General features: G+C 48.4%; 20 protein-coding genes. 7 read left to right on the top strand and 13 right to left on the bottom strand.

Annotated features, from left to right (window positions below; all coding sequences use genetic code 11):
* The first annotated feature begins 30 nt into the window (after positions 1-30).
* On the top strand, positions 31-564 hold the full coding sequence (locus ACJJIS_RS21340; RefSeq protein WP_475709028.1) for an acyloxyacyl hydrolase: 534 nt from the start codon (positions 31-33) through the stop codon (positions 562-564).
* 58 nt (positions 565-622) lie between these two features.
* On the opposite strand, the gene ACJJIS_RS21335 is transcribed toward ACJJIS_RS21340, so the two are convergent.
* The 3 genes from ACJJIS_RS21335 to ACJJIS_RS21325 all read right to left on the bottom strand — a co-directional run bounded on the left by ACJJIS_RS21335 (position 623) and on the right by ACJJIS_RS21325 (position 2,692).
* Positions 623-1,021: an ApeA family protein gene (locus ACJJIS_RS21335; RefSeq protein ID WP_475709027.1), complete on the bottom strand. Its 399-nt coding sequence runs from the start codon at positions 1,019-1,021 to the stop codon at positions 623-625.
* Positions 1,022-1,044: 23 nt separating this feature from the next.
* A complete protein-coding gene (locus ACJJIS_RS21330) occupies positions 1,045-1,536 on the bottom strand; it encodes a hypothetical protein (RefSeq protein ID WP_475709026.1) in 492 nt (163 codons plus the stop codon).
* A gap of 274 nt (positions 1,537-1,810) precedes the next feature.
* On the bottom strand, positions 1,811-2,692 hold the full coding sequence (locus ACJJIS_RS21325; protein WP_444940299.1) for a LysR family transcriptional regulator: 882 nt from the start codon (positions 2,690-2,692) through the stop codon (positions 1,811-1,813).
* 123 nt (positions 2,693-2,815) lie between these two features.
* On the opposite strand from ACJJIS_RS21325, the gene ACJJIS_RS21320 reads away from it, so the two are divergent.
* Both ACJJIS_RS21320 and ACJJIS_RS21315 read left to right on the top strand, forming a co-directional pair.
* Positions 2,816-3,592 carry a ferredoxin--NADP reductase gene (locus tag ACJJIS_RS21320; protein ID WP_413663957.1) on the top strand — a complete coding sequence of 259 codons (777 nt, stop codon included), beginning with the start codon at positions 2,816-2,818 and terminating at the stop codon, positions 3,590-3,592.
* Between the two features lie 139 nt (positions 3,593-3,731).
* Positions 3,732-4,295: a lipocalin family protein gene (locus tag ACJJIS_RS21315; RefSeq protein WP_444906728.1), complete on the top strand. Its 564-nt coding sequence runs from the start codon at positions 3,732-3,734 to the stop codon at positions 4,293-4,295.
* Here ACJJIS_RS21315 and ACJJIS_RS21310 read toward each other — a convergent pair.
* The 10 genes from ACJJIS_RS21310 to ACJJIS_RS21265 form a co-directional block, all read right to left on the bottom strand.
* Positions 4,284-5,975 carry a hypothetical protein gene (locus ACJJIS_RS21310; RefSeq protein ID WP_475709025.1) on the bottom strand — a complete coding sequence of 564 codons (1,692 nt, stop codon included), beginning with the start codon at positions 5,973-5,975 and terminating at the stop codon, positions 4,284-4,286. The genes ACJJIS_RS21315 and ACJJIS_RS21310 overlap by 12 nt on opposite strands.
* Entirely contained in the window at positions 5,972-8,200 is a 2,229-nt protein-coding gene (locus ACJJIS_RS21305) for a hypothetical protein (protein ID WP_444959057.1), read from the bottom strand. Before ACJJIS_RS21305 ends, ACJJIS_RS21310 begins: the two co-directional genes overlap by 4 nt.
* A complete protein-coding gene (locus ACJJIS_RS21300; RefSeq protein WP_475709024.1) occupies positions 8,193-9,398 on the bottom strand; it encodes a BatA domain-containing protein in 1,206 nt (401 codons plus the stop codon). Before ACJJIS_RS21300 ends, ACJJIS_RS21305 begins: the two co-directional genes overlap by 8 nt.
* A gap of 1 nt (position 9,399) precedes the next feature.
* Positions 9,400-10,302, bottom strand: coding sequence for a DUF58 domain-containing protein (locus tag ACJJIS_RS21295; RefSeq protein ID WP_475709023.1), 903 nt, complete (start codon positions 10,300-10,302; stop codon positions 9,400-9,402).
* Positions 10,303-10,307: 5 nt separating this feature from the next.
* The gene (locus tag ACJJIS_RS21290; protein ID WP_475709022.1) at positions 10,308-11,306 is read right to left on the bottom strand and encodes an AAA family ATPase; all 999 of its coding nucleotides are present in this window, start codon (positions 11,304-11,306) and stop codon (positions 10,308-10,310) included.
* Between the two features lie 2 nt (positions 11,307-11,308).
* Positions 11,309-12,034: a DUF4159 domain-containing protein gene (locus ACJJIS_RS21285; RefSeq protein WP_475709021.1), complete on the bottom strand. Its 726-nt coding sequence runs from the start codon at positions 12,032-12,034 to the stop codon at positions 11,309-11,311.
* 214 nt (positions 12,035-12,248) lie between these two features.
* Positions 12,249-13,880: a TldD/PmbA family protein gene (locus ACJJIS_RS21280; RefSeq protein ID WP_108731287.1), complete on the bottom strand. Its 1,632-nt coding sequence runs from the start codon at positions 13,878-13,880 to the stop codon at positions 12,249-12,251.
* Positions 13,881-13,907: 27 nt separating this feature from the next.
* Positions 13,908-15,239 carry a TldD/PmbA family protein gene (locus ACJJIS_RS21275; protein WP_475709020.1) on the bottom strand — a complete coding sequence of 444 codons (1,332 nt, stop codon included), beginning with the start codon at positions 15,237-15,239 and terminating at the stop codon, positions 13,908-13,910.
* 35 nt (positions 15,240-15,274) lie between these two features.
* On the bottom strand, positions 15,275-16,906 hold the full coding sequence (locus ACJJIS_RS21270) for a TldD/PmbA family protein (protein ID WP_475709019.1): 1,632 nt from the start codon (positions 16,904-16,906) through the stop codon (positions 15,275-15,277).
* 198 nt (positions 16,907-17,104) lie between these two features.
* Positions 17,105-18,517, bottom strand: coding sequence for a nicotinate phosphoribosyltransferase (locus ACJJIS_RS21265; RefSeq protein WP_475709018.1), 1,413 nt, complete (start codon positions 18,515-18,517; stop codon positions 17,105-17,107).
* A 735-nt stretch (positions 18,518-19,252) separates the two neighbouring features.
* On the opposite strand from ACJJIS_RS21265, the gene ACJJIS_RS21260 reads away from it, so the two are divergent.
* The 4 genes from ACJJIS_RS21260 (at position 19,253) to ACJJIS_RS21245 (ending at position 24,480) form a co-directional block, all read left to right on the top strand.
* Positions 19,253-19,915, top strand: coding sequence for a PspA/IM30 family protein (locus ACJJIS_RS21260; protein WP_444915067.1), 663 nt, complete (start codon positions 19,253-19,255; stop codon positions 19,913-19,915).
* The gene (locus ACJJIS_RS21255; RefSeq protein ID WP_445355307.1) at positions 19,915-20,568 is read left to right on the top strand and encodes a YqiJ family protein; all 654 of its coding nucleotides are present in this window, start codon (positions 19,915-19,917) and stop codon (positions 20,566-20,568) included. The genes ACJJIS_RS21260 and ACJJIS_RS21255 overlap by 1 nt, the downstream gene beginning before the upstream one ends.
* Positions 20,569-22,278, top strand: a complete 1,710-nt coding sequence (locus tag ACJJIS_RS21250; RefSeq protein WP_445360753.1) for a flotillin family protein — start codon at positions 20,569-20,571, stop codon at positions 22,276-22,278.
* Between the two features lie 204 nt (positions 22,279-22,482).
* A complete protein-coding gene (locus tag ACJJIS_RS21245) occupies positions 22,483-24,480 on the top strand; it encodes an ankyrin repeat domain-containing protein (RefSeq protein ID WP_475709017.1) in 1,998 nt (665 codons plus the stop codon).
* Positions 24,481-24,620 lie beyond the last annotated feature (140 nt).

The raw sequence follows: 24,620 nt of genomic DNA, 5'->3' as shown, positions 1-24,620 counted from the left end.
TCTTAAAGAGCTTTAATCTAGGGATTGCATATGAAGTGGATACAGGCTGCAGTTTCGACAATTCTTTTGGCTCAGCCAGTTACTGCTGATGAACTCCTAGTGAGTTTTGGCGGTGGCCCGCAACCTGATTCAAGTCAGAATAATAAAACCTACGGGATAGATTACTCCTTTAAAACATTTGAAAAGAGTTACCGTCAGCATATTGATATAGGTGTTAGCTATACGGAGCTAACTACTGATGCCGATGAAAATGAACGTATAAGAGCGTTTTCCATCTATCCTCAATTAAATTTATATCCCAGGCAAAGAAGTTGGGGGCAACCTTATTTCTTTGTTAGAGCGTTGGGTCCTAGCTATATTTCCAGCAACCAATTGGGAAACCGTCGTCAGGATAATAACTTTTCTTTCCAGGCACAGGTTGGATATGCTGCGCGAATTAACTGGAGAGGGAAAGAAGATCTGGTGCTAATGGTTTCCTGGAAACACTTCTCCAACGCCAACCTGTTCAGTAACAATGATGGAATAGATGTTCCGTTTGTTATTAATTTGGGCATGAAAATCTAATTTCCAGTTAAGATAGTTCCCCAATAGTCACAGCTACTGGGGATAGATATAAAAGCTATTAAATGGACAGTTCTTTTATAATTGCGTCATTCAAATTTCTGACCCAGCGATTGTAGTTTCTGTGAATGGTGTAATATTTTTCACTATAGTCAAGCATATCGCTGTCTTTATAGGTGATACTATAGCTATTAAGGTTATATATAATATCTGCTTCAGCATGATGCTTGCGAACGTTAATGGTGGCTAATATTTTCCCAGGAGCAACTTGTTGGCAAGTCCAGTTTCTCGCGATACACCCTGCAATAATTGATGTTTTAATTGAATCTTGAGTTTGAGCTGATCCATCAAGACGATCGGGAATTAGTCTACTTTCAATATTCATGATCGGATTACTTGTGCAGCCAGATATAATCAATACGCAGGCCGCAATAGATATAGACTTAATAATATAATTCATGAAATTTCCTTATTGGGGTGAGGCTAAATTTTATGGTTTCTAGAGATCCACTTAGCTACGTCATTGCCAAGGGTATTAACACAACGTTCAAGAACACTGCAGGAGCTTTTGAATTTATAAAATAAGCCTCCGTTTGAGTTTCTGGTGGTCTTGAAGTTATCTATCAAGTCGCCGTTTTTGTAAAGTTCAGCCTCAATTGAGACTGATTTTTGATGGCTACCTGAAATATATCTTCCGCTATATGCATTGAGAATTGTTAATTTAAGACTGTATCCCTCTGATTGAATATCCAACTCTGGGTCTAGTGAACTGGCAAATCCATGCTTACCAAGAAATTTCTTGGTTGAGCTTGAAAATTGATAAGCAAGGTTATTACACTCTTTAACTATATTGGATGCAATTAATTCTTCGTCGTGATATTCGGCTTTTTTATTGATGGAAATCAGGCCATTTCCGTAAGCGGATAGTGAGAGGCTGAAAACAGCACAAAACAATAAGATTCCTTTAATCTTCATATAATCTCTTTGTAAGTAAGGAGCAGACCACTTAAATAATCATAGATAAAACTATAAGTTGGGGAGGTCGTCTTAGGTTGCGTAATTTACCAAAATAAGTAGATAGGTAGTAGATCTTGGATTGATGGTAGAGGTGGATAAGAATTCATCATACGCAAAATGCAGGGTTAGCCCATACGGCTTAAAGACTGAAATGATGTAACTTTACTGATTTTAAGCAAACTAGATAACTCTATGATTTAAATACAAATTTTCTCAAATAATTAATCTTTTTTTATCCTGCTGAGTCACATAATTCCATCCATCGTTTAATTCCGGCGCTTCTGTATTTTTGTCGATGCAGGACAAAATAGAACTCTCGATGAAAGTCTCTATGTGGTACGGGTAGCTCAATAAGCGATCCGCGCTTTAAAGCATCAGTTAATGAAACACGGGAAAGGCAACTGATTCCCAGCCCCGCTTCTACGGCTCGCTTGATCGCTTCTGTATGTTGTAATTCCAATAGGATATGTAGTTGTGGCAATAGCCCTGCCATGGCTCTCTCAAAAGTCTGTCGCGTTCCAGAGCCCGATTCCCGGGTGATCCAGGTTGCACTGATCAGGTCTTTATCGGCGAGGCGCTTGCGGCTTGCCAATGGGTGGTTTGGTGCACAGAAAACAACCAGCTCATCATGGCGCCAGGGGATGATTTCCAGATCCGGGTGATTGATCTCTCCTTCAATTAATCCCAGGTCCAATTCAAAATTGAGCACCCTCTCGGCAATCGCTGCGGTATTGGCAACTTCCAGTTGTACTTGAGTACCGGGCTGCTCTTCCATATAACGAGCCATCACGCTGGCAGTCAGGTAGTTGCCAATGGTTAGGGTGGCTCCGATCTTCAGGCTTCCCAGTTCCCGGTGAGTGGCCAGTGTCTGCTCAAGTTCCTGGGCTCGCTCCAGGAGTTCTTCCGCCCTTGGCCACAATTGCCGTCCCAGTTCATTGAGACGCAATCGCTTACCGGTGCGCTCGAACAGGCGCAACTCAAACTGCTGTTCAAACTCTTTCAGCGCTGTGGAGGCTGCGGACTGGGACATACTCAGGCTCTCCGCAGCACGACTGACATTCTCGTGATGGGCACAGGCAAGGAACACCTCTAACTGGCGGAGCGTGTAGCGCAAAGGGATATCTCCAGTGATCGTTAAAATAGATAAGGAATATCGAAATATCCCACTTTGCCAATAGATCTTCTAGGGCTAAAATTCAACTATCAAGAGACTCGTGGAATAACCGGTTTTAAGTTTATGTCCAAATTGAATATAGAGAAGGTGTTGGAAGTCCATCACTGGAACGACACACTGTTTAGCTTCAAGACCACCCGGGATTCGGGTTTTCGCTTTGAGAACGGACATTTCACGATGATCGGTTTGCAGCAGGACAATGGCCGTCCACTGCTGCGCGCCTACTCTATTGCTAGTGCCAACTACGAAGACGAGTTGGAGTTCTTCAGTATCAAGGTTCCCGATGGCCCCCTGACCTCCCGCCTGCAGAAGATTAAGCCGGGCGATGAGATCTACGTGAGCCAAAAACCCACCGGTACTCTGGTGGCGGACCACCTGCTGCCGGGCAAACGCCTGTGGTTGCTGTCCACGGGTACTGGCTTGGCACCTTTCATGAGCATCATCAAAGATCCCACGGTCTACGAGCGTTTTGACCAGGTAATCCTTACTCACGGTGTTCGCTATGTTTCTGAGCTGGCTTACCAGGAGCAGATCGAGAACGAATTGCCGGAACACGAGTACTTTGGCGAGATGGTACGCGAGCAACTGCTTTACTACCCAACCGTTACCCGTGAGCCCTATCGGAATACTGGCCGCCTGACTGATCTCATGCTGTCCGGAAAGCTTTTCACCGATCTGGGTGTGCCCAAGCCGAGTGTTGAGGAAGATCGCTTTATGCTGTGCGGCAGCCCGGCAATGCTGAAGGATCTCACCAATATCCTCGATGACTGGGGATTCAAGGAGACCCGCGCAGGTGTACCTCACGAGTATGTGATTGAGCGCGCTTTCGTCGAAAAATAAGTTGGTCAGTCCAGCGATAAAAAAACCACCCTCGCGGTGGTTTTTTTATGGGTGAAATACAGATTCCCGAAACTATCCTGATCTTGTGAAACCCCTGCCTTCTATTCTGACTTGAGGGGAGCTTGCTGGGAGTGGCTAGATGAAGCTGTTTTCACTGGGTGTATTACTGATTTCCTTTTTCTGGCTGGGTGCCTGTACCCGGGTGCCGGAGGGGGTTGAGCCTGTCCAAAACTTCCAGCTACAGCGATATTTAGGTCACTGGTATGAGATTGCTCGATTGGATCACTCATTCGAGCGCGGCCTGACCCAGGTAACTGCCGACTACAGTCTCAACCATGATGGTTCTGTCGCGGTGATCAATACCGGCTATTCAAAAGCGCGTGATGCCTGGCAAATGGCGGAGGGGAGGGCCGAGTTTGTCGGCCCGAAAAATGTGGGCCATTTGAAAGTCTCTTTTCTTGGCCCCTTTTACTCATCCTATATCGTGATTGCTCTATCGGATGACTACCAATACGCGATGGTATCTGGCTACGATAAATCCTATCTGTGGATATTGTCCCGCACCCCAACCATGCCCAAGGATGTGTTGGAGCAGTTTTTACAGAAGGCCAAAGCTTTGGGGTATCCCGTCGACCAGATGATATTTCCCAAGCAAGAGGCTAAGCCCGGAAATAAGCCCTCGGTGCAGCCCTCAGGGTCGTGATCTGTTCAAAAGCCTGCGTTCCCGCCACCAGCTTATACACACTAGTAACAGCAATATAAGGGCCGGCCATTGGCGCCCCAACAAAACCCTGTTTGCGTGATTATTTGCTTCTGGCCCCAAACGTGCGGCAGCCATTAGTTGGGTTTCCCTGGCATTCAGGGACTGCTGCCATAGAGGCCAGTCCTCTTTGGCAAAGATATAGAAGTCTAGTACCGACTCCCCTTCCAATTCAGTCCAAAGCTGGTGCCAACCTGAATTTTGGGGCCAGAAGCTGTAGCACTGACCCTGGGAACTTCTGCTTGCGGCGATTCCTTTGGTAGAGCGGGAGCTATCTTGAAACTCTGATAAGAATGGACTCTGATCAGAAAAAAGTGGGCTGCATAGGGTGATGCGTTCTTGTGTACGCGGTAACTCATTGGAGAGGATTACTGGCTGCTGACTACCCAAATGCTTGAGTTGGTAATCAATAATGGACTTCCACAGGCTGGCGAATTCAGTAGTAAAGCCACTGGTTAGCCAGCGATGGCTGTCACTAAATAGGATAAACCCCAGGTGTTGTGTCTCAGTCGAACGCCCCCAGAAAAGTGGGGGCTCTCCATTGCCCAGTAAAAAGTCGTAGGAGCCGGGCTGTGTGACTTTGAAGCCAAGATTACGCAGTGGGGGAATCTCCGGATTGTCCGCTTTTTGGTAGCCAAAGCCGGAATGTAAGTGGGTGGCTTCTTCCTTTTGTAGAGGCATGGATTGGGCAGCAGCGTATTGGAGAAACTCTTCAGAGCTATCGTCACTGACTAACCACAACAGTGACTTTGTAGTGGCCAGCTCGTTGAGCTGACGCTTTTGCAGAGCAGAAAATTGTGGCCACAAACTGCTGTCGAGTATCACTAAATCGAAGGGACTTTCATTCGTGAATAAATCTGCAGACCCGGTAAGTGGAAGGCCGTTGAGAGTTTCTTTTCTTATGATTTCAGGTGCCAACTGGGTCATCACTTGTGCTGTTACACCGGATTGGCGCAGCCAGCGAGAGAGGGCTGCCGTCTCAAAAGAGGGGCGTGCCAGCCACAGTAATAATTTGGGTTGGAGCGGTTCTCGCACCAGGATGGGTAAAGGATCTGTATGGGTTTCGCCGGCTTCGCTTTCCGTCCGTACCCGGTATAGCTGGGGGCCCGCGAGTTTTGGAGTGGCAGTGAGTTGTGCCTGAATTGTTTCTCCCACTTTCAGCTCAAGACTGTCTTCAATATGGCCGTAGGGATTGAGCAGGCTAATTTTTACGTTTTCAGTCAGTGGCTGGTTGTTGTGAACCTTTAACTTTAAAGAATCACCCAAGGTAATTTGCCGCTGCCAGTCCAATTCCCAGCGGCCATCAGATTCCAGGATCTTCGATAACTCCAGACGCACCGGTGCCAGGTCCCGAAGTTTGTCGCGGCCGAGTGGCTCCCCACTGAGAGAGATATTTTCCACACCATTGAGATTCATTGGATGTGAGCTCGCCAGCTGTTTGCTGTCGATAGAGATATTGCGCTCGGTGGGAATGATTGCCGGCGGCTGCCAGAGCATCCAGGCACTCAACCAAATCGCCAGTTGCAGGCCATAGTCGAACGGCTTGGCACCTCGGCGGTGCAACAGAACGAGTGATGCTAAGCAGGCCAACAGGCACAGGCCGGGTATCAAGAAATCAATCACAATGACTTCTCCCCTTGCTGATGTAGCCAACGATTGAAATGGCCGTCGGCCTCAGCTTGCAAAGGCAGTGAAGGCGCAGACTCAGGTACTGGTAGTAGCTGATAGAGCAGCTGGCTCAGGGAGTCAGTGCAATCAACACAGTTCGGTTGTTGGTGGCGCTGCTGGTATAAACGCAGCTGTTTGGCGAGCTCCAGGCCAAGATCTAATGATTGCTCTGTGGCTAGCTCATTTATCTGCACTAGCAGATCGGTATCGAGTTCGGCGCCAGAGTCTACTTGGGCCATTAGGGCGAGCACCTGTGCTCTTTGTTTTTGTTCAAAGGCACTGTCGACAGTTTCTGGCGCTACGTCTTCCCGTTCACCGCTAAGCCGACGGCTTTCGTCTATGGGCGGCGCCTCGAAGCCGACTCTCTGTAAGTAAATACGCGAAGCCTGCTGTACTTCTTTGATAAAGCGCAGAGCCCGGTGCTGATGGGGCAGGGAGGCTTGGGGCTCTATAACCGACAGGTCGCGCCAGGAACTCCACATGGCATTCAGTGCATTGCGCAGTAGCTCCTTGGTTTGGGGATCAAACAGGGTGGCATGCTCAGAGCTGTCATGCTGATGCCCGGCAGAAGCAGCTATGCGCTCTGCCTGTTGGAAATGGGAGTCTCGCTGTGCAAAGGGAGTGGTATTTTCTTCGCCATGTGCCTGGTGCTCACCTTGTTCTGTATGATCGTGGCCATGGCCGTGTTCGGCTTCTTCTTTATCATCGTGCTTCTCGCTATCTGCGCCAGAATGCTCCGCTTCCGAATCCTCTTCGCCGAGAAAGCGGCCGTAGCGCATGCGCAGCAAATTCTGTTCATAGGCTAAACCCTCGGAGCGCTTGCGAAACTCCTGTGGATGCAGCTGCTCTCGCTCGGCTAGCAAGGCCTCGGTGTCAATAATCAGCTGGCGTTGGCTGCGGAAGTACTCCGGTAATATCTTAATCGCCATCCCCTCGCTGTCACTCAGCCCGAAAATCTCTTCTTGCGGCCAGCGCAAGATAAAGTGTTGGCTTTTGGCAACGTTGGCGCTGGGCTCGCGGTTATCCCTGGCCTCCAGATACCAGTAGAGTTCATCTCCCGCTTCCATGGAAAACTGGTGGATGGGCAGGAGGAAATCGTAGCGAGCTGCTTTCTTATCTTCCGAGGAGTTTGTTGATAAAGCAGTGGATTGCAAACTGGTGAGTGCAATACGCTCTTCGCGAAAACGTAAATTTTCCCCGGTGCCGCTGGCGAGGGTGACCAATAAATCTGCAGAGCTCACCTGGTAATCATCATTAATGATTACTTTTACGGGAATACCCTGGGTGCTTCCTTGAATGGTATCGACGCGCAGGCTGGGTGCCTCAAAGGTAAACTCCGGAGCATTGTCTTTTTGCACCCGAATATTATGAATTTCCGGCAATAGCATTTGGCTCTCCGCGAGTTGCACTGAGAGCTGGTAAAAGTCTGCTTTAGCGATTGTGCGTTGTAATTGCCATTTTTTACTGGGTAGATCACCTAGTGGAGAAAAGGCGAAGCACTCAGTTTCGGCCAGCATTTCCAGCCCTTGCACCGGTTGATTCAATTCAAGTAGCCACTCGACCGCAGACTGCTCCGGCACATCGACTTGTAGGGATTGGTTGTTGGCTGTGAGCCCAGTGTAGGCGGGCGGCTGGATATGGGTTGCCGCGCGTGTTATGGCGAGCTTTTCGGCAACGGGAATAGCTGTATTTTGTTGCGTGGTCTCGGTTTTATCCCCAGTGAAGTGAGAATTGCTCAGCACAAATAACAACAGTCCCAGGCAGGCACCGAAGGCATTTGTCAGGGTACTGCGGAGTTTTTTTGGACCGAAAGACGACCGGTCGCCACTTTCCAGCAGTTGTTGCAGCTCTGTTTCGATACGCGTGCGCTGTAATTGCTGCAATGGACTTAGGTTGGTTTTCTGTTGGCTAAGCAACTGGCTGCTGTCTTGCAGCTGTGGATATTGTCCATCCAACTGTCGACATAGGCTTTCAGGGCTAGGGCGCCAGCTGCGATCCAATAGAATTGCTACAACAGTAATTCCGAGCCAGGCGAGCAATAGCCACTGTGGCCAGCCGAATACAAAAATGCCCAAGCCAGCCAGAAGGCTGAGGCCAGTGGCAAGCCAGAGATAGGGCCGCAGGGCTGTCAGTTGCCAGCGCCTGCGCACAGCGTTAAGGGTGGACTCCCGCTTATCCATGGTCGGCCTCCCCGTTACTATCGGTTGCCATGATGACTGCGGGTCGCGATAGGACAATTAGGCGTTCAAAAGCCAGAAGTAACAGTAGGGCGGCTATTAACCAGGGTTGCAGTTGTTCAATACGGCGGTTTTCTACCTCGCTGTCTTCTACAGGAAGGCCTGCCACTACTTTATTGGCAGACCAGTGGCCACGATTTTGGTGTTGCAGAGCCCAGTCTTGCCCAGACCAGTGCTGCCATAAACGTTCAGGTAAATCTGCGCGGCGATAAAAGGCCTCGCTGTACCAGTCACTTTCGTAGCGCAGCCAACTTCCCCGTCCCACTGAGGCCGCTTGAGCTGACTGGCTGTTATCCACAGCAACGAAGTTGAGATTATCGGCAGGGGGGATGCTGTTGTCGGTGATTAACAGGCTGCCATCTGAAACAAATTCCAGCACGGCTTGTGGCAGGGGAGCGGGGCCCGTGTAGATCAACCAATCTGCCTGCTCGGCATTGGGGGTCTCTTCTTGTTCCTGAATATGCACCGGTAGTCCCGGCATATTGCTGTGCCAGTCTTCCAGCACTGGCGCCCACCAGCTGGGCGGTTTGCCCATTAAAGCGATACTCGGTAATACCGGGCTCGGAGCTGTGGATGCTTTGTTGAGGCCGTGCCACTGCCAATGGGGACTGACTCTTAGTGCCTGGTGGGATGCTGGAACTCCGTTGTTTATCAACAGGATATGAGCCCTGCGCAAATCCGCCCGGCGTGATAGTGCTGATAGAGTTTTCCACAGGTCCACATTTTGTGGTGGAGGTGAGGTTACTGAGGGTGTTTCTGGGGATAACCACAGCACTTTATAACCTTCCCCGACAAGCTGTGGCAGTGAATTGTGGATAAATGTATTCGCTTCGCCCGCCCCAATTCTGGGGTCTACCAGTATCACGCCCTCTTGGGGATAAATTTCCCGTTTAATCAGCGGCTGTGCCAATAAACCTGCCAGCAGGGCGACGATTAGCAGGCGCAATAGCAGCAACCACTTGTTATCCACAATAGGGCGGCGCGCGCGACTCTGTGAATATCTTTGTACCCATTGCAGCGCAGCAAAGGAGATCTGCTGTGGATTACTTCGGCGCAGCAAATGAATGGCGATAGGGATAATCAGGGCTGTGAATAGCCATAGCCACTGTGGGGATTGAAATAAGTTATTTATCCACAACATCTCAGCACAACCTGCCGTGCAGTTGAATAAATTGGCGCAGTGACTTTTCCACAGGCTGCTCGATAAGGTCGGTCTGCAGTGAACACTCCTGTGTGGCAAAGCGTGCTTTTAACTCGCTCTGCGCTTGAGCAAAAGCATCCAGGTAAGACTGGCGTTGCCGCTCGGCGTCTACTTCTAAAGTTGCGGGAGTACTGGCGCTTACTTCTGGATTGAGCAGCTTTAGCTCTCCGACAAAAGGAAAAGTCTGTTCTGCCTCAATTAACAATTGCAGTGGCAGGCAGGGGCGGCCGGCGGCATGCAGGCGTGCGGCAAAATCGCCGATCTCATTACCCTGTTGAAAAAAATCACTCAGTAACACCACCTGACAGGGCCGCTCAAAGTATTGCCACAGCGGCGCCAGTTGAGTGTGATCTGGCCAGTGGTCGCTGGCGTCGAGTTGTTGTAGCTGAAGGGCGATTTGGCGCTGGTGGCCCTCGCCCTGGCCTTCGGGCACATAAACCGTCCGGCTGCTGTTAAATGCCAATAGGGAATAGCTGTCTCCTTGGGCGTTGAGCAGCCAGCAGAGGCTGGCAATCCAGCACTTGGCGTAATGCAATTTATTCAGGCTGGGCTCGACAAAGCTTGCCTGGCCCAGGGAGGCGCTGCTATCGAGCACAAAGCACACGTGCATACGGCTCTCCTGCTCGGTCTCGCGCACATAGTAGCGATCACTGCGGGCAAACAGTTTCCAGTCGATATGGCGGATGGAATCACCCGCTTGATAGCCTCGGTATTGATGAAATTCCAGGCCGGTGCCACGGCGCTGGCTGTGTTGCACACCGAGCATCACGCCCTCGGCGATATGCCGCGACAGCCACACCAGATCGCGACAACTGGCCAAGGTTTTGGGGGACAGGTATTCCACGCTGATCAGTCCCTGCCCGGTTCCGGCACCGCCGTCAGTAATTCGTCAATCAGCTGTGGCATCTGCACGCCATCGGCCTGGGCTTGGAAGCTGAGCAGCACCCGGTGGCGCAGCACTGGCAGTAACAGGCTGCGGATATCCTCGCGGGTGACGGCGAGGCGTCGTTGCAAAAGGGCGCGGGCCTTGGCGGCGAGAATCAGAGCCTGCCCCGCGCGGGGGCCGGCGCCCCACTTGATCCACTGTTGCAGGGTATCGCTGCCGCTGGTTTCCATACGGGTAGCGCGCACCAGTGTCGCCACGTAGCGGTACAAATCGTCGCTAACATGAATTTCCCGCACCAGTTGCTGCATTTCGCGCAATTGCTCCGCATCCAGGCTGGGACTGGGTTTGCCCCTGCTGACACCGGTGGTGGAGCGCAGGATTTCAACTTCATCCCTCTCATCGGGATAGTCGATATGAATATTTAACAGGAAGCGGTCCAGCTGAGCTTCCGGCAGCGGATAGGTGCCGGCCTGCTCTATGGGGTTTTGTGTGGCCAGTACGAAATAAGGATCGGGCAATTTCAGTGTTTTACCGCCCACGGTTACTGAGCCTTCCTGCATGGACTCCAATAGGGCTGCCTGGGTTTTCGGCGGTGTGCGGTTAATTTCATCGGCGAGCAGGATATTGGTGAAAACCGGGCCCTGCTGGAATTTAAAAAAGCGCTTGCCGGTGCTGTGATCCTCTTCGAGGATCTCACTGCCGAGAATATCTCCGGGCATTAAATCCGGGGTGAACTGTACCCGCTTAAAATCCAGCGCACTGGCATCGGCGAGGGTTTTTACCAGCAGGGTTTTACCCAGCCCCGGCACCCCTTCGAGTAGGGCGTGGCCGCCGGCCAACAGGCAGATCAACATCTGCTCCACCACAGGTTTCTGGCCGACAATCACCCGTGCAATTTCCTGTTGAAGATTGTCGAGGCTGTGCAGTTGTTCTTCGATACTATTTTCCAGGGTGGTCAGCATAATCAGCTCGTCAGTGCGTAAATAACAATGTTCACCGCAAATTTTGTGTTATCGATGGCGAGCCAGCGTTTGTTGCGGTAGTCGTAGTCCCATTCGCAGCCGAAATCCTTGTTGCTATAGAGCACGGCGATACGGCCGTTAACAACTATGGCTTTCAGGTAGTCGTGTACCAGATCATCACCCCAGCCATTTAATTCAAAGCTGGTTACTGGCAATTCGTCGAATTGGAAGAAGCAGCGGTAGAGGTCGTGATCATCCGGGAGCTTTTGCAGGCAGTCTTCGCCAAACAGCTCGGCCATTTGCGCTTCGAAGGATTTGGCAAAGAGACCGTCGATATCGTGGTTGCAGTCGTCGACAAATACAAAGCCGCCGCGATTGACGTAATCGCGAAAATTCTTTGCCTCTTCCGTGGTGAATTGCACCAGCTTGTGTCCGGCCAGGTAGCAGAAAGGCGCCAGCAGCATTTTCTTATCGGCCAGCGGCACTATGTGCTCTTTGGGGTCGACTCTGAGGTTGGTGTATTCCACCAGCGAATTGAGCACGTTGGAGGGCATGCGCTGATCTACATCCCAGTCACCGGACTCGTACATTAAGCGGGTGAAATAAAAATCGTAGTGCTCCTGCGCACTACCCGGTGCGGTATTTTGTGCGCGTGTGCCCAGCGGCAGCGCTGCGGCGCAGCTACCCAGGATCAGGCGCTGGAGAAAAGCCTTGCGGGTGAGGGACACGGGATAACTCTGTTACTGCGTTGGTTTTTATTGTTGAGAGCAAAGGAAAGAAGGTGCTTCGTTCGAGACTCGCTGTAAATACATCCCTGTACGCTCGTAATCGGCATCCATGCCTCATACGGTCTCGAACGGAGCACCTTCTTTCCTTCTACCCATTTATTTTCAATGCTGGGAACTGACTGGTTTGCTGGCCAGCTCCCGCCTGGATCAATGGCTAGCCCAGCTTGCGCTTGGTGTTAATCACATTGATACCGTCGAAGCGTGCAGTGGAACTACCGTGGGATACCGCACTGGTTTGCATCGGTTGTCCCTTACCGTCAAAGAAGGAACCACCCAGGCGGTAATCATCTTTGTCGCAGACCTGCGAACAGGCATTCCAGAATTCCTGGGTGTTGGACTGGTAGGCGACGTCCTCCACCATGCCGGTAATCTTGCCGTCTTCAATCTCGTAGAACAGCTGTCCACCAAACTGGAAGTTGTAGCGCTGCTGATCGATGGAGAAGGAACCGGCACCCACAATATAAATGCCTTTCTCCACATCCTTGATCATATCGTCGACGCTCAGCTCCTCCTTGCCGGGCAACAGCGAAACGTTGGACATGCGCTGGAATTGCACGCTGGACCAGCTGTCTGCGTAGCAGCAGCCGTGGGATTTCTTTTGCCCCAGCATATGTACCTGATCGCGAGTGGCCTGGTAGTTCACCAGCACACCGTCTTTTACCAGATCCCAGTTGCGGGTCTTCACGCCTTCATCGTCGTAGCCGACGGCGCCGAGAGAGCCGGGCTGTACCTTATCGGCAAACAGGTTGACCTTGTCGCTGCCGTATTGGAATTTGCCGCTGCGCCATTTATCGATAGTGGCGAAAGAGGTTCCGGCAAAGTTGGCCTCGTAGCCGAGCACGCGGTCTAGCTCCAGTGGGTGGCCGACGGATTCATGGATGGTGAGCCAGAGGTGGCTTGGGTCCAACACCAGGTCGTACTTGCCCGGTTTGACCGATTTAGCCGTGAGCTTTTCCTTGGCTTGTTGCGCCGCCAGGCGTGCGTCTTCGGCCATATCGTAGGAATCGCGATAGAGCACCGTCTGTGCTTGGATCTTGTCTTCGGCGCGGCCATCCAGGTATTCAAAGCCGCGTCCTACCGGCTGGCTGAGGCCCTGGCGGGTACGGAAACCGCCGGTTTTCTTGTCCACTGCGGTGACCGAGAAGGGCGCCCACAAACGGTGAACGTCCTGGTCGATATAGGAGCCGTCGGTAGAGGCAAAATACTTTTGTTCATTCACCAGGTACAACATGGAGTTGATATAGCTGGCGCCGGCATCCATAGCGGACTTGTTCACGTCCATTAACAGGTCCACCTTGTCGGCCAGGGGGATCTGCATAGCGTTTTTCTGGATGGGTGTCTGCCAGCTCACCTCGCCGTGGCCTTTTACCGGAGCCAACTGTACGGGCTCCTGCTGGTACTTGGAGTTGGCCTTGGCGGTAGCTACTGCCTGGCGGGTGGCGCGAGCGACGCCATCGGCTGTCAGGTCATTGGTGGCAGCAAAGCCCCAGGTGCCGTTGGCAATAACCCGAATCCCCATGCCGATAGATTCGGTGTTCACCACGTCCTGCACTTTCATCTCGCGGGTGATCACATATTGGTTCAGGTAGCGACCAATACGCACATCGGCATAAGTGGCGCCGAGTTTAGTGGCGGTATTCAGGGCGACATCGGCAAATTCTTTTTTTACCGAGAGATCAATACCGCTTTGCGTCAGTTTGCTCTCGGCGACCAGATTGCCGGACAGCGGCAACATGGAAACACCCAGGCCGGCACCGCTGAGCTGGAGAAATTTTCTTCTTTCCATTTCGTTATCCTCGATGGGTGCTGGCTGTTATACGGCGTCGGAAAGGCTGCTGAAGGTGAAGTCGCGCACTTTCAACGCGGGAATCATGGCGGACATGCCCCACATACCCACTCGCTGGGGTACACCCATATCTTCGATATTGTTGAGCATGATTACCGGGCTCTCGTTGAAGCGGAAGTTCTTCACCGGGTATTTGATCTTGCCGTTTTCGATATAGAAGGTGCCGTCGCGGGTGAGGCCGGTCAGGAGCATGGACTGCGGATCGACCATACGGATATACCAGGTGCGACTTACTAAAATGCCTCGGTGGGTATTTTTGATCAGTTCTTCGGTGGATTTATCACCGCCGACCATAATTAGGTTGTTGGGCTCAGGGACCACTTCGCCTTTGCTTTGCTCGGCCCAGTAGCGACTGCGCGCCAGGTTTTTCACTACCCCATCTTTCACCCATTCGGTGCGTCCCAGCTGCATAAAATCACCGCCGGTCCAGGGTTGAGCCGGCACATCGAGGCTGGTGGGGTCGGAGTAGAAATTTACTCGCTTGTCGAACATCTTCTCGCCGGTACGGTTGCCGCCGCCCTTTTTGCTCATAAAGCTGCGGCCCTCGTCGGCACTGCGCGCATCGAAGCCGCTCATCATGTAACCCACCAGGCCGGACACCGCATTGGGCTCCAGGATCACGGTGTACTTGCCCGGTTCCAGGGCACGGGCTTCCTGGGACAGGACCGCTTTGTCGATGGCGACAGAGGAGGTGCTGCCGGTATTCATTGCACCGAAATCGGTAACGTCACTTTCGGCCCAACCAGAACCCAGGCCATTCTCGGTGCGCATAGTTACAGTGAAATTGGCAGAGGTAGAAGCGTGGTAGCCGAACAAGCCTTTACTGGTGGCGACTGCAGCAAAAGAACGCTGGTCTTCCAGGTAACCTGCGGCAACCACTTTCTTTTCCTTGGCTGCAATAATGGAATCTGCCGCAGCCTTGGCGCGCTGGTCTGGAGTGATATCTGCAGTGGACTTGGCGAAGCCGTCTACGCTGACATATTTCTGCGGTCCCAGCATCGGCATGGCTTCCGGGTTTTCCGGAGATAGCTTGGCCAACTCTTCGGCGCGACGCATCACTTTTTCCAGGGAGGCATCACTGAATTCATTGATAGTGGCCACACCGGATTTCTTGCCGAAACGGGCCTCTACGGCCAGCTCGATATCATTGACGATACCACTGGTGGAAACGCTGTTGCGCGCGTAGCGAATATTGCCGGTTTCGCTGCCGGCCAGCTGCGCGCTGGCTTCATCGGCGCGGCTGTATTTTAAAACCTTGTCGAGAATGCGCTTCGCTTCACTTCTACTCAGAATGGCCATTGCCTTTTCTCCAATTACTTATTCTTGTGCGCCGCTCAGGAAATCTTGCGCTTGGTATTGATTACATTAATTTGGTCAAAACGAGTGGTGGAACAGCCGTGGGAGACCGCACTCACCTGGCTCGGCTGGCCCTTGCCATCGAAGAAGGTTCCACCCAAGCGGTAATCGCTGCTGTCGCATATCGCCGAGCAGGAATTCCAGAATTCCTGGGTATTGGACTGGTAGGCGACGTCCTCAACCTGGCCGACGATCTCGCCGTTTTTGATCTCATAGAAAAGCTGCCCGCCGAATTGGAAGTTGTAGCGCTGCTGGTCGATGGAATAAGAGCCGCGTCCGACGATGTAAATGCCTTTTTCCACATCGCGGATCATGTCTTTGGCTGAGTACTTCTTCTCGCCCGGAGCCAGGGAGACATTGGGCATGCGCTGGAATTGCACGCTGGACCAGCTATCGCCATAGCTGCAGCCGTGGGATTCCTTTTGGTCGATCATATGCACCTGATCGCGGGTAGCCTGGTAGTTCACCAGGATGCCGTCTTTTACCAAGTCCCAACGCTTGGTTTTTACCCCCTCGTCGTCATAGGCGACGGCGCCGAGGGAGCCCGGTTGCACCTTGTCGGCAAACAGGGTGACCTTATCGCTGCCGTACTGGAATTTACCGCTGCGCCACTTATCCAGGGTGGCGAAGGAAGTTCCCGCATAGTTGGCCTCGTAACCCAGCACGCGGTCCAGCTCTAATGGGTGACCCACAGATTCATGGATGGTCAGGCACAGATGCGAGGGTTCCAGTACCAAATCGTACTTGCCCGGATCGATGGACTTGGCTGATAGCTTGGCCTGGGCTTGCTCGGCTGCAAGCACTGCATCCTCGGCCATATCATAGGAAGCTCTATAGAGCGTGGTCTGACCAGGAATCTTGTCTTTGTCGTGACCGGCCAGGTATTCATAGCCTCTTCCCACTGGGTCACTGAGACCGTTGCGAGTCTTGAAAGCACCGCTCTGCTTATCAACAGCGGTCACCTGCATAGGTGCCCATAGGCGATGGACATCCTGGTCAATATAGGAGCCGTCGCTAGAAGCAAAGTACTTTTGCTCATTCACCAAATACAGGGAAGAGCGGATATAGCTGGCCCCAGCTTTGAGTGCCCCATTGTTAACATCCATCAGGAAATCGACTTTTTCACTGATGGGGACCTGCAGGGCATTTTGTTCGATAGGTGTCTGCCAGGAAACCTCGCCCACCCCTTTTACCGGTGCCAAACGCACGGGCTCAGTTTGGTATTTGGCATTGGCCTTAGCTACGGCAACTGCTTGGCGCGCGGCAAGGGCGACGCCATCCGCTGTAAGGTCGTTGGTGGCGGCGAAGCCCCAGGTACCATTGGCGATCACACGAATACCAGCGCCAAGGGATTCTGTGTTGACGATATTCTCCACGTTGGTTTCGCGGGTCATAACATACTGGTTCAGATAGCGGCCGATACGCACATCGGTATAACTGGCCCCGGCTTTGCGCGCGGTATTCAGGACTACATCAGCCAGGTGTCTTTTATGGGAGCTGTGCATGCCCTCATTGAGCAGCTGCTCCGCGCTGACCTGAATGCCCTGTAGAGGCAACAAAATACCACTGGAGCCGACGCCGGCGATCTTGAGGAATTTTCTTCTTTCCATTGGCTACCTTTACCCCACGAGAGCACGAGCACTCTCTGCGGGTACTTATTGTTATTACGACTGACGCTGGAGGCCTTGTGTGCACGGAGGTCAGACTTTGGATACGCACAACTAACAGGACCAACCTAAAGTTGTAAAGTACTCGCTCGGTAAAGTGAAGTTTCGTAGGGGTAAGACGTTGTGAGGGTGGAACGGGAATCAGAGGGCAGCATTTCTTCGAACTTTGTCGAAAGTAATGTCCTTAAGCAGGAGACCGTTGCGGTAAACGGGCCTTAGCAGGCTAGCCCCTGATTTTAGATCGCTCTGCGCAATAGTTCGAAGTGCACCATCATCGCCGCGAATCAAGGCAAGGCGGCCACCCTTGGACCTTTTCTCGGGTCCGGTTCTCGGATTCTTAAAAATATCGTACCAACGGCCATTGATACAGATAGCGCTAGCTTTCATAGCAAATCCCATCATATCGCGGTCAACTTTTTGTAGTAATCCTCCGCCCATACCAAAGGTCAGATTTTCAGTGCTTTGATTGTTTTCTTTCATTGCTTGGAGAATTTTCGGGATTACAAAGCGAGTGATACCGTCTCCTTGTATGACGCGAATAAAGGGGGGGAGTAATCGATACCCTTTTTTATTCTTCTGCGAGCCAAATATCCGCATCAACCTTTCTATTGCTTCTATCACGACTTCTTCTGGGTTGCCGGAGTCAGGCCTTATTACTAATGTGCCGCCACTATGAGTAACTCTATCCTTTAATTTTTTTCCCCAGATATTCTCTATAGCATTCCATAAATCGTAGCTATCGCTGACAACAGCCACAGTTTTTCCTTCCCCAGAAAATTGCTCAAGTATATTACGGTAAGCATCTTCCTCATGCTGTTGTCCCCAAGCGATAATTGTGCTGTGTTCAGCGGCGGGAATGGAAGCTCCAGGTACAGCGGCGTTGTAAAATCTTTTTGCGGCTAATATTCCAGATATCGTATCAGTCCCCTTAAAATTAACTAAGTGAGCCATACCTCCCAGCATCGCTGTTTCGAGACTGCTGGCTCCCCGAGCCCCGAAATCATGTAAACGAAATTCCAGCGTATCCAGATTTTCCGCTGTTTCAAATAAATACTGTGAGATAATTTTCTTTATTTCGCGGCTCTGGGTAGCTACGGTTGATGGATACCAGATGCTCCGTAAAAGTGCAGTTTCAATATAAGTGGTGAGCCAAAAGCAGGAGGGGCAGGTATTAACAACCTGAGCTAAAACATTGGTTACTGGAATAACTTGTCCTTCTTCTATCGCTGTAATTTCAAGGGGCATTAAACCATTGTGGTCGTTTAAAATATGATTCCATCCATCACGGTTAAATGGCAGTCCATGGGGTTTTAAAATATTTTCAGCTTCATTAATTTGATGAAAACTGATGGGGGTGCTTAGGTATTGCTTGATAAACGCCTGCAAGCCAAAGAATACCGTCGACGCAAATTCACCGCCACGACACTCTACATAACTACTAATATGTGATGTTCCTGGGGGGTACTGCAGATAATGACTAGTTTTATAGCTATCGACATTGAGAATAGGATTTCCCAAGCACTCAAAGGATGAATTAGAGCCGGGCGCGTTCATATTTTCAAAACCATAAGTTGGCGTTGATTTTATGTCACTATTTTCCTGCTGTTATAGCGTGTAATTGATTTTTGAATTGTATACCAACCACAATGTTCAGTTTTACAGCGCTAATAGCTGCTACTTAAGCAAAGCATAAAAGCAAGCGACCCACGTTTAAAAACTTGTCATCCACTCATTTTACCTCCTATTGATTGACCTACTCTATTGGTATGTGTACATTTATATGCATGTGAGGCAAAGGAACGTCATGCTCAATGAACTCCAGTAAATTTCGGCGTGTTTACCGGCGGATGACTATGCCTACCATGGTGTCGATCGATCACAGTAGCGCTGTCACACAAAGTAAAAAATGCGTAAATTGGTTGCTGTAGAGAGAGGTTCGGCAGAGCAAAAAAATCTGCCCGGTCATAACTTTCCTGTGTAGAAGCGTTCCTTCCATTAATGACTTATTGTTTGGGAAAAAGTCATCGCAGTTTACTAATTTGAATGATATTGGAATTGCTCGTAGAGAATACGGCATTGATATAATTTAGTATTGATTCCAATCCTATTGCGCTACTTATAAAAACTCTGCTGCAGACTCGTAATACTTTGCGGAAAAATTGTCTTGCCGTCATAGCAGGAAAGCATAAACAGTATCTTTGGTGAGAGATTGGACACTGTTTCGACATCATTTGAAGTTTGTAGCCAATAATAAGGTGGATTTTTCTATTTGGGAGCAGGAGATAAGTTATGAGTGAAGGGTTTATAAAGCGCATATCACGTTTAATCTCTGTGTCCGCCAATGCCGTCGTGGACTCGGTTGAAGCCGCTGCACCAGAGTCAGTGATGGAGCAGGCAATTCGGGAGGTGGATGATGCAATTGCAGATGTGCGAGATCAGCTAGGGAAGGTGGAGGCATCCAAGTATCTAAACAGTAGAGCGTTAAGCGATGAAAATGCTCGTCATAAGCGTTTAGCTGAACAAATTGATATTGCTATAAATGAAGGTCGTGATGATTTGGCTGAAGTCGCCATTGCCAAACAAATGGATATTGAGGCGCAACTTCCAATTTTAGAAAAAGCGATCAATGAAAATGAGATAGAAATAAAGGAACTAGGTTCCTATATTCTTGCCCTGCAAGGTAAGAAACGTGAAATGCGTGAGCAGTTACAAGATTTTATTGCAGTCAATAAAAAGGTAAGTAGTAGAGTTACTGCGGATGAATATGGCAGGGATAGAAAGCCAAAAGCCCAGGTAGAACAAGCTACCGATGCATTTAATCGAGCAGTAGGTAATACAGCTATATCGACATTTGACTCTGGGATAGATGCCAGCAAATTAGCAGAACTTGAGGAGTTCGCGCGAAATAATCGTGTGAAAGAACGTTTAGCCAAGATTAAATCGGGGGGCTGATGATATTTTTATTGCAAGACCAAAACCTGATCTTTACCGGTGCGCTGATTTTAATGTTTATGATAGCGCTTCTTGAAGGCATCATGACATTGATTGGTGTTGGTATTTCAGATTTACTGGATAATTTATTACCAGATTTTGATGTTGACGTGCCAGATACAGGGTTGTCTGGGGGGATGACTAAGCTGCTTGGGTGGTTGCGTTTCGGTGAAGTTCCTGCACTTATACTGTTAGTAACTTTTCTGGTTAGCTTTGGAGTGACCGGCCTAGTAGCCCAAATGCTCATAGAGTCTCTTGTTGGATATTTATTGCCAGGCGGTTTACTTGCTGTGGCAGTCTTTTTTCTTGCGCTACCTCAGGTACGTTTTGTTGGCAACATTATGCGGCGCTTTGCTGTGGGTGATGAATCCGAGGCAGTTGAGAGAAATTCCTTTATTGGCCGTGTAGCTATTATTACGATCGGTAAAGCAGAAATCGGTTCACCAGCAGAAGCACGTTTTAGTGATGAATACGGAACTACACATTATGTGATGGTGGAACCGGATGAAAGTGAAACATTTAATCAGGGGGATAAGGTGTTACTGGTTGAAGAGCTGGGAGCACATTTTCGAGTAACACGCCCCAGCAGTATACATCTTATGGAGAATAACTAAATGGAGAATCTAGAAGTGATAGGAAACCTACCGGTTATGGTATTTATTGCCGGGGCTGTATTAGTGGCCTTAATTGTTATTGGAACTATTTTTGCGCGCCTGTATACAAGAGCCTCAAAAGAGCGCTCATTTGTGCGTACTGGTATGGGGGGTCAAAAAGTCATAATGAATGGAGGTGCATTGGTACTACCGGTTCTACATGAAATTATTCCTGTGAACATGAATACTTTACGCCTGGCGGTTTCCCGTAAAGAGCATCAAGCGCTGATCACCAAGGATCGTATGCGTGTTGATGTACTTGCTGAATTTTATCTGCGGGTAAAGCCGGATGTAGATGCGATAGCCAATGCTGCACAGACTTTGGGGCTGCGTACTTTAGACCCCGAAGCATTAAAAGAAATGATCGAGGGTAAATTTGTTGATGCGTTACGCTCTGTAGCAGCTGAAATGGAAATGGCTGAATTACATGAGCAGCGCAGTCAGTTTGTACAAAAAGTTCAGCAGGTAGTTTCCGAAGATCTATTAAAAAATGGATTGGAACTCGAGGCTGTATCTTTGACCGGTTTGGATCAAACCCATAAAGAATTCTTCAATCAGGATAATGTGTTTGATGCTGAGGGCCTCGCCAGCATGACCCGCTCTATTGAGACGCGTCGTAAAGAGGTCAATGATGTCGAGCAAGAAACTATGGTACAGATCGAGAAGAAAAACCTCGAAGCTGAACGCCAAAAGTTAGAAATTGATAAAGAAAAACGTTACGCACATCTGGAGCAGCAGCGCGAGCTGGAAAATCGTGAAGCTGCTCAGAAGGCGGATATTGCCCGTGAACAAGCAGAGCAGGAACGCGCAGCACGCAAGGCTGAAATTGAAGCCCAGCGTGAAGTGAGTCAATCCCAAATTGCTGCGGAACAGGCAACTAAGTTGCTGGAAATCGAGAAAGAGCGTCGCTTGAAAGAACAAGAGATTGAAGGTGAGCGTATTCTCGATGAACAGCGTATTTCCAAAGAGAAGTCGGTAGAAATTGCTGAACAGGAACGTGCCATTGCCGTTGCGGAGAAATCAAAAGAGCAATCCCTTGCTGACCAACAGGCAAACGTGGCCCGGGCTGAAGCCGTAAAAGCCGAAGAACAAGTCCGCACTGCCAAGGATGTTGAAGTTGCAGAGCGTGATAAGCGCATTGAAATTATTGAAGCTCAAAAAGTAGCGGAACGTCAGGCCACGGGTATTAAAGTAATGGCCGATGCGGAGAAAGCGGCTGCTGAAGATAAGGCCGAAGCGTTGCGCTTGCAGGCTGCAGCTGAAGCTGAGGCTATTCGTATTAAAGTTGAAGCTGATCGTGAAAAATATGCAGTGGACGCTGAGGGTCAGCGCCTGATGAATGAAGCCTATAACAGCCTGAATGAAGCCCAAATTGCCCTTAAGAAGGTGCTCAGCTTGCACGAAAATCTGCCCAATATTATCCGAGAAAGCGTTAAGCCGATGGAGAGTATTGAAGGCATGAAAATTATTTCTGTTGAAGGCTTAAATAGTGTTGATGGTAGAGCAAGCAGCGGCATTTTAGATGGCGAGGCTGAATCCAAAGGACAAAGCTTGCCTGAGGCTCTGGTGGGTAGTGCTCTAAAACATCGGGCTATGGCGCCACTAGTCGATTCGTTGTTAAAAGAAGCTGGTGTAGCTGATTTCAGTGCTTCAAGAGAGATAGAATCTTAATAATTTGGTCAATATTTAATTAAATAATAAAGAGAGAGCACTCTCTCTTTATTATTCTAGATATTAGCTGAATTGTGATTAACCTTTGAGTAACATTTTTGTGATATAGTTATCATCACTGTCCTTTATTCTATCTATTAATAAAAACTCTTTTTATAATTGTACCTTACATAGATTTTAATTGCGGAAGCTATAGGTACATTTATGAAAAGGAAGTTATATATTATTCTTTCTGTTCTTTATATTTTTTCATTTTCTGTAAATATTTTAGCCAATGATTTTTCTGATAATAGAACTAAAGTACTTGATGTATCCCTAGCAAGGGTAGATTATTTTGAAGCAGAAGTTATTCTGGATATATGGGTAAGTGAAAATATAGGGCATGCAAATTTAGGCTACGACATCTCTGAAATAACTGGGGGATATGCGCCGCTGAGAGTTAATCCAGGATTTAATACATTAAAGTTGTATATACAGAGAAATAGAAATAAGTTTTCTGCTGTAAAAACTTCTCAAATCGAAGTACATATATATAGTCGCGAGGACACTTTTTTAAAGGAAATTGTTCCTCTACAGATTACCTGGCCAGGTCCGGAATATGCTGACAAAATCCTAAAATCTAGAACTATTAATAAGTTAGAATATGCAGGCGTGGATAAATTAAATGTAAATAGAAATCTCTCATATTCTGAAAACTTAATAGAAAATTTTCTGCTTAACGGTTTCCCAATTGAAAAGCTTGATACATTTAGGCCTGCATATGATTTCTCTAAAAATAATTTAACATTAAGTCGATTTTTAGATGTCAATACGATTAAAAACATAAGTAGAGTTTTTGCGATATCTACAAACGGTACACCTTTAATTAAAGTGAAAAATAATGAGGTGAAAGCTGGGGAAGTTTATATAGGATCTGGCGAGCATATATCAGACGATAACTTAATTAAAACTGAAGAATTAACCTCTCTAAAGCAAAAGAATTTAAGTGTCGATAGTCTTTCTCGAATCCTTAATTTTGACGTTCCAAACGGTAGTGAAGTCGAAGATAGAATGTACAAGGAAGCCTATAGTTTAATTAATACAGGTTATAGGGATAACATATATAGAGCTAAAGCAATTTTGGATGAATTATTAAGTTTGAATTCAGAGTACTATAGGGCGTACTTAGAGTTGGCTAGATTTCATATGAAAACGAACTGGCCAGCTGGTGTAAAAAAAGCTGAAAAATTAATTCTTATTGCCAATGATCTTGAACCTGAATTTGCTGATACTCATGTCCTATTGGGATATGTATATACACATCAGGGAAAATATTTGGCTGCAAATGATGAATATATCCTTGCTGAAAAACTTGGAACTGACAATTTATGGTTGTATGCAAATTGGGGTTTGAACTATGAAATGCAAGGCGAAAAAGCTAAATCTATTAATCAATATTTGATGGCAATTGATAAGTCTTCAGATGTATCTCGTAATCAGAGGCCAATTTATTGGATTCTAAGAAATAGCAAGTTATTTGAATTCTTAATTTCTGAAGGTGAATTAAAAAAAGCTGATGATTTGTACTCATTTTCTGCTGACAAAATTCACTCTGAAAAATGTTTTTTACAGCAGCAGGCAAAGCTAAGACTTCATTATATGCAATGGTATGATGGGGCAATAGATAGTTCCATTAAAGCTAAAAAATCCGGCTGTAAAGTGAATAGTCCAGTTCTCGCTGTTTCGTATTATATGAAGTGGGTACATCAGCTAGACAATAATTTTAACCGAAAACAAGCAGAATCAAATTTAAGACGGGCGGAGGCTGCTGGTGATTCAGACGGCCACCTATTTTTTGAACTTGCTGATAGTGATCAAGTATCAAAAATAATTCCTAAGATAATTGATTTAGGGAAAGATATAGATCATGAACTTGATGGTGGTAAAACAGCTTTATTGTTGGCGATAGAGAGCGGTGATATAGATAGGGTAAGTCGCCTTTTAACTAATGGTGCCAATGTAAACAAGAGCACTATAAATAATTATTATCGCCCGTTAACATACGCGGTTTACTTAAAAGATTTTGAAATGGTTAGCCTTTTGTTAAGTTTTGGAGCAAATGCAAATTTCTATGTAGAAGAAGGCATTTCCCTATATGACTTCTCTAAGGAAGTAGGGGGGGAGAAAATTTCTAATATGTTAAGTGCTGATTTGAAAACCTAAAATAACTTCTATTGAACTTGAAAGGGCCGTCCTGGCGGCCTTTCTTATAAAGCACATAGAAACTGAGTGTTAAATTGGAAGTTAAATTAAGTGTGTTTAATCTTAGTTAATTAAATTGTCTGTAAGATGGTTTAGTTTGT

It is taken from the genome of Microbulbifer maximicatervae (SeqCode), from assembly GCF_056231245.1.
The sequence above is the reverse complement of the archived record's forward strand: the minus strand, read 5'-3'. Positions and strand labels throughout refer to the sequence as shown.